The sequence below is a fragment of the Hymenobacter sp. BT559 genome (genome assembly GCF_016427535.1).
In the GTDB taxonomy this organism is placed as follows: domain Bacteria; phylum Bacteroidota; class Bacteroidia; order Cytophagales; family Hymenobacteraceae; genus Hymenobacter.
On sequence record NZ_JAELXV010000001.1, the window covers coordinates 754,877 to 767,707 of the forward strand.

11 protein-coding genes are annotated in these 12,831 nt (G+C 60.3%); 5 read left to right on the forward strand and 6 right to left on the reverse strand.

From position 1 onward, the window contains the following. Window positions 1-88: 88 nt before the first annotated feature. Window positions 89-469, reverse strand: a complete 381-nt coding sequence (locus JAO77_RS03125) for a hypothetical protein (protein WP_198988817.1) — start codon at window positions 467-469, stop codon at window positions 89-91. Between the two features lie 456 nt (window positions 470-925). Here JAO77_RS03125 and JAO77_RS03130 point away from each other — a divergent pair, with 456 nt between their 5' ends. Further along, complete coding sequence (locus JAO77_RS03130; RefSeq protein WP_198988818.1) at window positions 926-1,375, forward strand: hypothetical protein; 450 nt, start codon at window positions 926-928, stop codon at window positions 1,373-1,375. A 9-nt stretch (window positions 1,376-1,384) separates the two neighbouring features. Here the strand turns inward: JAO77_RS03130 and JAO77_RS03135 are convergent, their stop codons facing one another. Then, entirely contained in the window at window positions 1,385-3,496 is a 2,112-nt protein-coding gene (locus JAO77_RS03135; protein WP_198988819.1) for a TonB-dependent receptor family protein, read from the reverse strand. Between the two features lie 236 nt (window positions 3,497-3,732). Between JAO77_RS03135 and JAO77_RS03140 the strand changes: the two genes are divergently transcribed. Then, window positions 3,733-4,437 (forward strand): energy transducer TonB, encoded by a 705-nt coding sequence (locus JAO77_RS03140; RefSeq protein WP_198988820.1) that lies wholly within the window; start codon window positions 3,733-3,735, stop codon window positions 4,435-4,437. Window positions 4,438-4,639: 202 nt separating this feature from the next. Here the strand turns inward: JAO77_RS03140 and JAO77_RS03145 are convergent, their stop codons facing one another. From JAO77_RS03145 to JAO77_RS03155, 3 genes are all read right to left on the reverse strand, one after another. Beyond that, on the reverse strand, window positions 4,640-5,923 hold the full coding sequence (locus JAO77_RS03145) for a chloride channel protein (RefSeq protein WP_198988821.1): 1,284 nt from the start codon (window positions 5,921-5,923) through the stop codon (window positions 4,640-4,642). 90 nt (window positions 5,924-6,013) lie between these two features. Beyond that, window positions 6,014-6,367: a hypothetical protein gene (locus tag JAO77_RS03150; protein WP_198988822.1), complete on the reverse strand. Its 354-nt coding sequence runs from the start codon at window positions 6,365-6,367 to the stop codon at window positions 6,014-6,016. Then, window positions 6,364-7,488: an XdhC family protein gene (locus tag JAO77_RS03155; protein WP_198988823.1), complete on the reverse strand. Its 1,125-nt coding sequence runs from the start codon at window positions 7,486-7,488 to the stop codon at window positions 6,364-6,366. The genes JAO77_RS03150 and JAO77_RS03155 overlap by 4 nt, the downstream gene beginning before the upstream one ends. Before the next feature lie 201 nt (window positions 7,489-7,689). Here JAO77_RS03155 and JAO77_RS03160 point away from each other — a divergent pair, with 201 nt between their 5' ends. From JAO77_RS03160 to JAO77_RS03170, 3 genes are all read left to right on the forward strand, one after another. Continuing rightward, a complete protein-coding gene (locus tag JAO77_RS03160) occupies window positions 7,690-8,556 on the forward strand; it encodes a helix-turn-helix domain-containing protein (protein WP_198988824.1) in 867 nt (288 codons plus the stop codon). A gap of 157 nt (window positions 8,557-8,713) precedes the next feature. Then, window positions 8,714-9,595, forward strand: a complete 882-nt coding sequence (locus JAO77_RS03165) for an NAD(P)H-binding protein (RefSeq protein ID WP_198988825.1) — start codon at window positions 8,714-8,716, stop codon at window positions 9,593-9,595. A 159-nt stretch (window positions 9,596-9,754) separates the two neighbouring features. Further along, window positions 9,755-10,480 (forward strand): transglutaminase domain-containing protein, encoded by a 726-nt coding sequence (locus tag JAO77_RS03170; protein WP_198988826.1) that lies wholly within the window; start codon window positions 9,755-9,757, stop codon window positions 10,478-10,480. A gap of 72 nt (window positions 10,481-10,552) precedes the next feature. Here the strand turns inward: JAO77_RS03170 and JAO77_RS03175 are convergent, their stop codons facing one another. Then, window positions 10,553-12,826, reverse strand: coding sequence for a xanthine dehydrogenase family protein molybdopterin-binding subunit (locus JAO77_RS03175; RefSeq protein WP_198988827.1), 2,274 nt, complete (start codon window positions 12,824-12,826; stop codon window positions 10,553-10,555). Window positions 12,827-12,831: the final 5 nt, after the last annotated feature.

Consider the following 12,831-nt stretch of genomic DNA (forward strand, 5'->3'; position numbering starts at 1 on the left):
ACATAAAACAGAAAGGCCCTGGCGTCGCTAAGTGCGCCAGGGCCTTTCTGTTTTGGGTGCGGAGCGGGTACGCAGCCCGCTGAGTTTATTACTGCTTTGCGTTTTTGCCGGTCGTCACTGACGGGGCCACCAGCACTTTGCCCTTGGGGTCGCGCGTGGTGTTGTGTCCCTGGCCACCCGAGCTGACGACCTGTTTGGAAGCAGCCTTGCCTGCGCCCGCGCCTTTGCTGCTGCCGGTGCGCGTGCCGCTAGAGCCGGGGGCTACCTTGTAGTTGGGCTTGGCAGTGGTGGGGTTGTTGTTGCCGGCGCTGCTGCTCGTGTTCGAGCTATTGCCGCTGCTGACGTTTTGGTTGCCATTGGCGCCAGTGCTGTTGCCGCCATTATGAGCGCCGCCAGTGCGGCCTTCTTGCGCTGCTGCCGTGCCGACGGTAGCGGCTACGAGAGCGAGGAAAACAAATGTCTTTTTCATAACTGCATGAGGGAAGTAAGTTGGTAGCAATACGGCTGGCCTCATGCGGGCGTTCTGGCTTTTGGCTAAAAAATTTGGGGTTTAGCTATCCGGAAACTCACGCCCCGAGTAGTTGAATGTCAGACTGGCTAAGCCATAGCAAGTAGCCGAAAGCATTGTCTAGCTAATTATCTAGAGCGGCCCAGCGCACTAACTCCAGCCTGAAAGCATCGTCTGCTAGCTATCGCTGTCGCGCTGGTAAGCCCATGCGCGTTGCGGCAGCCTAGGCCTTGACCTAGGGCATAGTTAGAAAGCTAACCCTGTTGTGCTGCGCGAGGCAGCTCGCCTAGGTGGTACCCTAGGCGAGCGATTAAAAAAATAGGAGGTGCCGTGGGCAAAAATGCAAGGCGTGGCATCCACTCTATAACAGCGCCGAGCGTCGGCGTGCCTTCAATTCCTTTCTACTTTGTATTGGATATGCGTCTCACTACTGGGTTACTCGTTTGGGCAGCATTGCTGCCAGTGCCAATATTGGCGCAAAAGCCACTGCCATTGCCCGTAGACAGCGTTTCTACAGAGCCCGACCAGGAGCTCGATGACTTTAGTAGCCGTTTTAAAGGTATTCACCGCATTACGGCGAAGATGCGCGGAGTGCGGGGAGTAGGCAAAACGGCATACCTAGTCAGCTCTGATGGGCAGCAGTTGTCGGCATTTCGGGCAAATCATTTGTTGTGGACGACCAATGTGGTAGCGCCCTTCAAAACAAGAACTCCAGCCGCTCGCATTTCTTCGCTGGTCTTATCATCAAATATTCTGTTTGTAAGCCTAGCGAAACGCGGGATGGCCGAGGTTGACCGAAATACCGGTAAGATTGTAAGCAAGTATTTTGACCGTGACCCTAACCACATAGTAGCAGAGCCGCACTAAAAGTTGGCCTTATTGCCAGCGCCAGCCCACCTGCGCCCCGCCGTAGTAGTTGCGGCCAGGTGCGGGCTGGAAGTAGCGCCCGCCAAAGGCATTGAGGTCGTTGCCGAGACTGTAGCGGCGGTCGCCCGCGTTTTCTACGCCGGCGTAGAGGTCCACAGCCAGGCGGCCCAGCAGCGTGCGGCGCCACCCGGCGCGGCCCCCAAATACCCAGTAGCCCGCCGCGTAATCGGTGTTAGCATCGTTGAGCGGAATCATGGCCTGGTGGCTAAGCGTGGGGCTGGCGTAGAACCCTAGGTGCTCACTAAAGTCGAGGCCCGCGCTGAGCGTGTGCGGTGCGGTGCCCGTGAGGCGGTTGCCGCTAAAGCTCTGGCCGGTGGCCGATTCGTAAGTGCCAAAGCGGAAATGGTTGTAGGCGTAGCTGCCCCACAGGCGCAGCCCGGCCGGCGGGCTCAAGGCCTCGGCCGAAGTGGCGGGCCGCCACAGCCAGCCGCTGGCGGCCACTTCGGCGCCACGCTGGCGGGTGTTGCCCGAGTTGGCGTAGAGCTGGAAGCCCTGCGCATCGGTGCGCGACACGATGGTATTGCGCAGCGCAAAATCAAACAGCGCCACGTCGAAAATCAGGCGGCCGCCCAGCAGCGTGCCGCGGCTGCCCACCTCGTAGCTGGTGCCGCGCTCGGCCTGCAAGTCGCGGTTGATGCTGCCATCGGAGGGCCGGAGCTCGGCCTCGGTGGGCGGCGAGTAGCCAGTGCTCACGCTGGCATAGGCCGAGATGTTAGGCGTCAGTTCTTTCAGTAAAGCCAGCCGCGGCGATACTTCGGGCCGGAAAGTCTGCGCTACTACGTAGCCATTGGGGTTGGTAGCCGCGCTGCTCACGCGGGCAATTTGGTAGCGCAGGCGGTTGTAGCTGGCGCCCGCCGTAAGCAGGAAGCCCGCCGGCAGCTCGTAGTCGGCCTGGGCAAAGACGAAGCCCGTGCGGGTCGTAATCTCGTCGTCGTAGCGCAGCGTGGTAGGGTTGCCCAGCACGTTGAGGTAGCTACGCGAGTCGGTGAAAGAGGCCTGAAACTCGCCGCCGCCCTGCACCCGCAGCACGCGCCCGGCCAGTGCGCCCTTGTAGTTAAGCGTAGCCCGGCCGCCCCCACCTAGGGCCGCGTCGCGCTGCCAATCAACCAGATAGGGAGTGGCCACGCGGGTGCTGCGGCCGTACACGGTGGCCGTGGTGCTCCAACGCTCCGAAAAGCGGTACTCGTGGGTGAGACCTAGGAGGCCGGTTTGCGAGGAGTAACTGCCCTGCTGGGCCACCGTGCCAGGCGCCGCCGCCGTGCCCGGCCGGGCCTGGCGCGGGTTGGCCTCGAACTGCGCCCGCGTGAGGCCGCCCGGCAGCTGGTAGTAGAGGTCGGTATAAAGCGCGTGTACCGAGAGCGTCTGCTTATCGCTGGGACTAATTTGCCCATCCACCGCAAACACGTCGCGGCGCAGGGCGCTCTGCTGGCGGTAGCCGCTTAGCTGCTGGTGCGCATACTGCGCCCGCCAGTAGTCGGTGCCCTTGCCGCTGGCCTCGGCCGAAGCCGTGAAGCGCCGCAGGCCATACGAGCCCACCGAGTAGCCCACCTGCGCCTGAGGTTGGCCGGCGGCGGGGCGGCGGTTTTCGAGGCGCACCACGCCGCCCGTGCCGGCGCCGTACACGCTGCCCGCCGGCCCCTTCAGCACCTCGATGCGGCCTAGCTGCGCGGGGTCTAGAATATTGAGCGGCGTGGTGCCGTTGGCCTCCGTAAAGGGGATGTCGAAGTAGTACAGCTTCACATTGCGCACCCCAAACGGCGAGCGCAACGTGCTGCCGCGCACGCTGATGCGGTAGCTGGCCGTGGCCCGCTCCTCGAGCCGCACGCCGGGCAGCGTGTTCACGGCCGAGGCCAGCGAGTTTTCATTAAACCGCTGAATAATAGTCTGGTCAACGACGCCGACGCCGGCGGCCGTGCGCCGCAGGGGCAGCCGCTGCCCATAGCCCACCACGGTGGCTGAGGGCAGGGCGCGGGCATTGGTGGTGTCGGAAGGGGTGGTTTGCGCGGCCGCGCGCCAAGCGGGTAGGCCAAGCAGAACCAGTAAAAAGTAAGGGGTTTGCATCAAATACGCTGGGAGTGTGCCTGCCAAACGGCTAGGCGAAGTAGAAGTTTGGGTGCGGCTGGGCTGGCTGGGCCAGCGTGGTCGCCTAGGTCACGATGGGACAGGCGTCCGCGGCCGCAAGAAGGGCGACACTTCGTCACTGCATTACGGCCGCTATCAGCGCCTTGTGCATTCACGCAGGGTACAGGCAAGCTGCCGCTTCTTGCACACCAATCACCTATCAATTTGTTGCTTACATGAACGCGCTTACGCTGCTGCTCACCTTGCTGGCCCCGCCCGCGCGGCCATTGCCCGACACCACCTTTTGGGATGGCAGCTGGCGCCGCGTGCAGCGCCCCAACGCCGTGTACTACAGCTGGACCACCCCCGCCGACTCGGGCCGCTGCCGCATCCACGACTTCTACATCACCGGCGAGCGGCAGATGGAGGCCCTAGGGTGGCCCGGCCCACCCGTAGTGAAGGACGGGCCCGCGACGTACTACTTCCGCTCGGGCGCCAAGCGCACCACGGGGCAGTTTGCCAACGGCAAGCATGAAGGCGTGTGGGAGTATTGGAACGAGGACGGCACGCTGCGCCAAAAGCTGACCTGGCGCGCCGACCACACCGTGGCCGTAGTTGCCAAGGAGGCAGATGCCGACAGCCGCGTACCGCAGCTAGTGGAGCATATGCCCCGGTTTTTAGGGCCGCTGCCCCTGGCGCAGTACCTAGGGGCCACCACGCGCCGCCCGGCTCAGGTGCCCGCGGGCGGCGGCAAGGTCTACGTGCAGTTTGTGGTAGGCCCGCAGGGTACCATTACGAGCACGCGCATCGTCAAGGGATTCGACCCCAGCTGCGACGCCGAAGCGCTGCGCGCCGTGGCCGCGCTACCCCGCTGGCAGCCCGGCCTGCAAAATGGCGAGCCCACGGCCGTGCGGTTTATCGTGCCCGTGGTGTTTAAATAAGCAAGTGTCCCGATGCGGCTGGGCTTGTTCCAAAAATAAAAACCGTATCTAACCCCATCCTCTGTCCTGCTGAGCTTGCGAAGCATCTTCTCACGTTAGAACAAACCTTTCTAGCGTGAGAAGATGCTTCGCAAGCTCAGCAGGACAGGTGGAGCTATGCTAAAAACAACTGGCGCAGCTATTGTCACTGGTTTGACGCAGCTTAATCTTCCTCTGCGCCCGGCACGGCTAGCTGGGCGTTGATAAGCGGATTTTTAGGTGCCAGAAAGAAGCCGGTGAGGCTGGCAAACAGTATCGGCACCGGCTGCTGAAACCCAGTGAGCGTAGCCAGCAAAATAGCCGTGCTGATGGGCGTGCGCGTGGCGCAGGCATTGAGGGCCGCCATGCAGCTAATCATGGCCAGCGGCAGGCTTTGTGAGGGGAAAAGGGCGTGAATGAGTAGCCCTAGGGTAGCCCCCACGAAGAATAGCGGAATAATGAAGCCCCCGCGCCAGCCTGAGGTGACGGTGAGGGCGATGGCCAACAGCTTCACCACCAGTAGCCCCACCAAAAACGATACGGTAAAGTGCTCTTCTAGTAGCTCGGCTAGCTCCTCGTGGCCGAAGTAGCGGGCCAGCGGCACGTAGTAGGCCAGCACGCCCAGTAGCAAGCCGGCGCTACCCATTTTCACATAAATAGGCACGGGCAAATGGCCGAATAGACGTCGCAACTGCCGCACCAGGGCAATGAAGGCCCAGCCCACGGCCACGCCTACCAGGCCGTAGCCCACGGCGTAAAAAGCATCGTTGAGCTGCGGCGTGCCACCCACCGGGAAGTGCCAGGTGGGCCCAATACCGATGTGAGTTATCAGAATGAAGATGATAAAGCTGGCGCAGCTCGATACGAAGGCCGGGATAAGCGCCTGAAAGTACTCGCTCAAGTGCCTGTGATGCAGTATTTCGAGGGCAAAGAGCCCGCCGCCTAGCGGGGCGCCAAACAGCGCCGTGAAGCCCGCTGCCATGCCCGCAATGCTGAGCGTGCGCAACCCCTCGCCGCGTACCCGCAGCTTCTGCGCCAGCCACGAGGCCGTGGAGCCGGTTACCTGCACCAGCGGGGCCTCGGGGCCGGCACTGCCGCCGCTGGCAATACAGAGCAGCGACGAGAGCACCATGGCTACGCTGTGGCGCGGGTCGAGCTTGCCCCCGCGAAAGCGGATGTTATTGACCAGCAGGCTCATCTCGCCGGGGTCGCCGAGGCGATGGATGATGAGACCCGCCAGCAGGCCCGCGCCGCCCATCAGGGGCACCACCCACCAGCCGCTTACCAAACCCAATAGCTTTAGTAGCTGCGCCAGCACCAGCCAGTAGGCACCCGCAATGATACCGCCGACCAAGCCTACCAGCACCCACAAAAAGAAGGTGCGACTAAAAACAAAAGGGTTGAATTGAAGCGGGGCTGCCGCCTGCTGCCGCAAGCGGATGGCGCGCCGACCAGTTTGGAAACGCATGAGCTGTAAGAAATGAATTCTTATATAACTCGCGGTTTGCCATGGGGTTATTGCTGGCTAGAGATAAGGCTGAAAACCAAGGCCCTAGTTTTAATAGCGGCAGTTGGTCCAGTGCACCAACTGGCCCTGAAAGGGGAGGGGCTTGTCGGCAAAAAAGGCGAACAGCTCGGCGGCCGTTGCAAAGCCATCGGCTTGGGCCAGCGCCAGTAACTCGGCGGGACCTAGGAGGCGGCCATCTACGCGCAGCTCGGTGGCGGTCAGCTCAATAGCCTGCACAAGTCGTATTACCTGTGGGGGCCAAAACTCGCGCTGCGCCGGCTGGCCGGCGTGCACGCAAAACTGCGCCACCGTGCCCGCCTGCCACCGCTGCCCTGCCCGGATGGTGTGAATCTTAGTGCCCGCCACGATGGCTGGAACAAAGTTTTCGTTGAAGCCCAGTATCATGCCTCGGCCGGAATGTGCACCGTGCCCGCCCGCTCACGCAATGGGCGTCCTTTGCGGCCACTATGCTGCGCTTGAATTTCGGCCACAATGGCCAAAGCAATTTCCTCTGGCGTTTCGCTCCCTAGGTCGAGGCCGATGGGGCTGTGCAGGCGCTCGCGCAGTTGCTGCACCTGCGCGGCGGGGAAGGCGTCCAACTCATCGAGCAGGCGCTGGGCTTTGAGCCGAGGACCTAGCAAGCCGATGTAGGGCGCGGGCGAAACGAGCAGCGTTTGCAGCGCGGCCAGGTCGTAGGCGTAGTTGTGGCTGAGCAGCACGTGGTAGGCCAGCGGGTCGGGCGTGGCCGTTTCCAGCTCGCGTACCGGCACGATGCGCACTTCGGCCGCCTCGGGAAAGCGGGGGGCAGTAGCAAGGTTGGGCCGGCCATCAATTACCGTAATGTGCCACCCTAGGGAGGCCGCCAGGTGCACCAGCGGCTGGGCGTCGTTGCCGGCGCCGTACACCACCAAGCGCAGCGGCGGGCGCAGCACTTCGAGCGAGGCGCGCACCGGGCCAGCCTCGGTGGTAATAGTCAAAATCTGGGGTTGGCCCTGGGCTAGGGTGGCGCGGGCTGCCTCGGCCAATGGGGCGGCCAGCAGCGGGGTGCCGCGCACCAGGCCGGTTTCGGAGAGCAGCACGCGCTGGCCCACGGCGGCTTTCAGGCCGCTGGCATCGGTCTCGAACACCGTAGCTAGCACGGCCGGCGTGGGGTGCTGGGCGAAGCCGCGCAGCAGCTCTAGCGGGTTGTCGGCATTGGCAAAATCAAGTGGCTCCAGTAAGATGCGTACTACGCCTTGGCAGCCGGGGCCTAGGCCGTGCCTGGGGTCGTCTTCGTCGCGGGTATCGTAGGTAACGAGCGCCGGCTCACCCTGGAAAATGGCCCGCCGCGCCCGCTGGCGCGCATCGCCCTCTAAGCAGCCGCCGCTGATGGCTCCGGTCAGCTCGCCGTCTTCGGTTACGAGCATGCGGGCGCCGGGGCGGCGGTAGGCCGAGCCGATTACTTCCACCACCGTGGCTAGCGCGCAAGGGCGGCGCGCGGCGCGGTGCTGGTCGTAGGCCAGGAAAAGGCGTTGGAGTTCGGTCATTGCAGCAAAAAAGTAACGTGGGCAATACGCCTAGGGTAGCTGCGTGGTTGTATGAACCGCCTGGCGAGAGGTAGGGTTTCTGGGCAAGAGTATTAAGTAAGAATGGTCATGCTTCGCTGCGCGCTGCATGACCATTCGTTGTTTAGCTGTACCCGACAACGCTCACTCCGTTTCTTTGCCACCAGCGTGTACCTTGCTTTCATGAGCGCCAACGTCCCCGTCTACCAGCTAACTGCCCTCACAGCTACGGAAGAGAAACCGGCGGCCGTGTTTTTCCTAGGTCCCAATTGTACGGCGCCGCGCCTGCCCATCGACCGGCCGTATCGCAGCGAGTATTATAAGATTGGCATCGTGCTGCGCGGCAGCGCTCGCCTGCAAGTCAACCTCGAAACCTACGACCTAGGGCCCAATTCGCTAATGGTGCTCTCGCCCTACGTCATTAAGCAGTGGCCGCACCTGTCGGACGACTGCGATGCGCTCAGCATCTTCTTTACCAAGGAGTTTGTTTCGGCGAGCGGCCTGAACTTGGATGCGTTCGCATTTTTTGAGCGCGATGCCCGCCACGTGTTCACGCTGCCGCCGGCCGAAGCGGCGAGCATCACGGCCCTGCTGCGCACCATCGAGCAGAAATACGATGCGCCGCACGCCTACCGCGAGGAGATTTTGCGCAGCCTCATCCACATTTTGCTGCACGAAACCGCGCCCATCTACAGCGCGCACTACACGTCGCCTACTACCACCCTCACGCGCAGCCAGCTCATTGCTGCCGATTTCAAAAAGCTGGTTAACACCCACTACGCCACCGAGCGCAGCCTAGCATTCTACGCCGATAAGCTCTGCATCAGCCCCAAGCACCTCGCCGAAACGGTGCGCGAAACCACTGGCAAGCGCGCCGTAGCGTGGCTGGCCGAAGCGGTGCTGCTCGAAGCCCACGTGCTGCTGCAAAACCCAGCCCTCACCATCGGCCAAATTGCGGATACCCTGCACTTTGCCGACCAGTCCACGTTCGGCCGGTTTTTCCGCACCAATACGGGCGTGTCGCCGGCCGGCTACCGGCAGCGGCTGTAAAAGAGCACTGTTGCGCGAACGTTGTAGTCCGCGACCGGCTGCCCGCTCACGAACGCAGACTACAAAGTCCGCGCAACAGTGCTCTATCCGCCCTTTCGCCCAATCTTCCCGCCCTTTCGCTCTTCCCGCGCCCCGTGGCCAGCCGGAGCTTTGTGACATGAAAATCATCGTCACCGGTTCCCTCGGGAACATTAGCAAGCCGCTCGCAACCGAGCTCGTGCAGCAAGGCCACGCCGTCACGGTCATCAGCAGCCAGTCCGAGCGGCGGGCCGCCATCGAAGCCCTAGGGGCCACCGCCGCCATTGGCTCATTCGAAGATGCAGCCTTCCTAGCCGCCACCTTCGCCGGGGCTGACGCCCTGTACGCCATGGTGGGTGGCGGCCACCGCGAGGCCGATTCGCGGGCCTATTTCCAGCGCATCGCTCGGCACTATGCGCAGGCTATCCAGCAGGCGGGCGTGCGGCGGGTGGTGCACCTCAGCAGCTGGGGCGCGCACCGCGACCACGGCACCGGCGGCATCCTGGGCTCGCACGATGCGGAGGAAATCTTGGCGGCGGTGCCGGGCCTTGTGCTCACACACCTGCGCCCCACGTCATTCTTCACCAACTACTACAGCTTCGTAGGCATGATAAAAGGCGCCGGATTCCTGGGGGCCAATTGCGCCGGCAGCTACCGGGTGGCGCTGGTGCACCCTAGGGACATCGCCGCCGCGGCCGCCGAGGAGCTAACCCGCCCCGCCGCCTCGGCCAGCCGCACCGTCCGCTACGTAGCCAGCGACGAGCGTACCCAAGACGAAGTAGCTCAGGCTCTAGGGGTCGCCATCGGCCAGTCCGACCTGCGCTGGGTAGCCTTTACCGACGAGCAAATGCGCACCAATCTCCTTCAAAACGGCCTGCCCGCCAGCACCGCCGCCGACATCGTGGACATCTACGCCAGCATGAACAACGGCACCCTAGCCGAAGACTACGAGCAGCACAAGCCCACCCTAGGTAAGGTAAAGCTGGAAGATTTCGCTAAGGAGTTCGCGGCTGCTTTCTGAAGCAGCGAGTGGCAAAATAGGAAAATCGCAACGCCCCGCATCTGCTAGATGTGGGGCGTTTTTATAGGATACATAGGTGCTACTATGTAATATACATAATTTAGGGCTACTTTTCTTCTTAACTGTAACTACCTGAGAGGTGATTATAATACTTTCCAAATGAGATACATTGTAATATTTATGCTATGGCTAACTGCACATAGTGTTTATGCTGTAGATAAGGTTGATTCTGTTAGATATGCTTATGCCAAGAAAGCGCCACAAAATCTAGCTTTAATTACATTAGTAAATTACCTTAAAAGAGGAGCAATCAATAATCAAAAAGTAGTAGAAACCTTTTTCTATTGGATAGCATGGAATATTAAATATGACAAAGAGTTAATGCTAAAAGACAATAAGAGTATAGAAGACATTTCATTAGATGTAGTACTGAGTAAAAAGAAAACTATTTGTTCGGGGTATTCTAATCTATTATATGAAATGTGTAAAGCTGCGAATATTGAGTGCGTTGTAATTCATGGATTCGCTCAAACTATGATAGACGAAGAAAATGGAGTACCACATGCTTGGAACGCTGTTAAAATTAATAATAAATGGTACTTAGTGGATGTAACTTGGGGAAGTGGGGGATTTGGGCTAGGTTCTGATGAGTACACGGTAAAACTGGATATGCATTATTTCTTAGCTGACCCTAAGTTTCTATTGATTGACCACTTTCCAAATGAAGCTAAATGGCAGCTCCTGCCAAAGCCTATATCGCTAGTTGAATTTCATAATAAATACTGGGATGAAATGAGATATAGAAAATTCAATAATTTATTAGATGATGCGGTATATAAAGAACATAAAAATATGGAAAAGGAATCTATCATATTGACAAATTGAGTGGGTGCAATAAGAAAAGTGCCCCGCAGCTAATCGGCTACGGGGCACTTTTCTTTTCAACCTAAGCTAACCTTACAGCAGCTTGTCACTCGTCAGCGGCAATTCGCGGACACGCTTGCCGGTGGCGTGGTACACGGCATTGGCGATGGCGGCGGCTACGCCCAGCATCCCAATTTCACCGACGCCTTTGACGCCGATGGGACTGGCGATGTCGTCTTCCTCTTCCACGAAAATTACGTCGATTTTGTGGATGTCAGCGTTCACCGGAATGTGGTACTCAGCGTAGTTATGGTTCATGTAGCGGCCGAGCTCGTTGTTGAGGTAGGTTTCCTCCATCATCGCCATGCTCAGGCCCCACACCGTGCCACCCAGCACCTGGCTGCGAGCCGTTTTGGGATTCATGATACGGCCGGCAGCCACAGCATTCACCACACGCGTCACATGGATGGTACCTAGGTCCTCGTCCACCTTCACTTCCACAAACACCGCGTTGTGCGAGTGCATGGAGTACTTCAGTTGGTTGATGGGGTTGGGGCCTGCTTTGCCGTCGGCCTCAATCTTGTCTTCCCCGCTGGCAGCCAAGATATCCTCGATGGCCACCGAACGGGTGATGTCCTCGTTGGCGCGGATGTGGCCGTCCACAAACTGCGCGTCCTCGAAGTTTACGCCGGCTAGGGGCGAGTCGTCCATTTTCTGAGCCAGCTTGAGCAGCTTCTTGCCTACTTCCTGGCAAGCGTCCTTCACGGCTGCGCCCACCGAGTTGGCGGTCCAGGAGCCGCCTTGCACGGGGGCGGCGGGCATGTTGGTATCGCCGAGGTTGAAGGTTACCTGCTGCATGGGCAGCCCTAGGGTCTGGGCGGCCATTTGGGTCATAATGACGTAGGTACCAGCGCCTTGGTCGTTGGTGGCGCTGTTCACGGTGAGGTGGCCGTCGGCTGATAGCACGGCTTTGGCGGCGGCTTTCTGCATGGAGGCATCCCAGCAGCCAGCGGCCACGCCCCAGCCTACGAGCATACCTTTCTCATCGCGCATCGAGCGGGGCTCGGGGTTGCGCTGGTCCCAGCCGAAGCGGGCGGCGCCTTCGTGGTAGCAGTCGTCGAGGCGCTTGCTGGTGAAGGGCTTATTCTCGGTGGGGTCGCTGTACGTGTAGTTGAGCAGGCGGAAATCGAGCGGGTCCTTGCCGGCCTTGTACGACATTTCATCGATGGCGCTTTCGCTGGCAAAGTTGCCAGTAGCCGCACCGGGCGCCCGCATATCCAACGGCGTGTACACGTCGATTTTGGACAGCTGGTAGTCAAAGTTGGTATTGGGCGAGTTATAAAGAATACCCGTCCAGTTCACCACTGTTTCGGTCGCGTTCTCAAACTGCGAAGTCTCGGCCAACGCTTTGTGCTCTAGCGCCTGAATGTGGCCTTGGTCATCGGAAGCAATACGCAGTTTTTGCAGTGTGTGCGGCCGGTGGCCAAAGCTGAACATCTGCGTGCGCGTCATTACGACCCGTACCGAATGCTCCAGCTCCAGCGCCGCCATCACGGCCAGAAATACCTGGTACTGGGGCCGCAAGCCCGAGCCAAAACCGCCGCCTGTAAACTTCGAGATAACCCGCGCCTCGTCGGTGCTCAACCCGAAAATCTTGGCGATGTACTGCTGCACGTTGGGCGCGCCCTGCGTCTTATCGTAGATTTTCATCTTCTTGCCGTCGCCCAGCCAGTCCACGGTGGTCGCGAACATCTCCATCGGGTTGTGGTGCTGCGCGCGGTGGATGTACTCGCCGGCCACCTTGTGCGGAGCCTCGGCAAAGGCCTTGTTCATGTCGCCCTTGGGCTTGGGCGGGGGCACGAAGCCCGTTTTACCCTTCGGAGCATCAAAAGCTTCACCGATAACCGAATCTAGGTCAGTGTTATGCTTCTCTACATCGTACTCGATGCGCAGCACCGAAGCGGCGTAGCGGGCCAGCTCAAAGGTCTCAGCTACCACCAGCGCCACCGGCTGCTGGTTGAACATGATTTCGGGTTCGTGTAGCGGGCGGAAGGGCGAGCCGCCGGGGGCCACATCGTCCTTATAAGCGCGGTCGAACCAGGCAAAGGAGGACACATTCTCGTGCGAGAACACCTGTTGCACGCCCGGAATGGCCAGCACCTCATCGGCGTGGATTTTGGTAATCTTACCCTTGGCCACGGGGCTGCTCACGATGTAACCGTACCAAAGCGGGCCGGTCACGCCGAACTCAGCGGCGTACTTGGCCGCGCCGCTCACCTTGGCTGGGCCATCGGTGCGGTTGATAGGTTTGCCAATCACGTCGCTGTCGAGGCGCACGGTAGGCGGGGTGGCAATAGTCTGGCTCATACTAG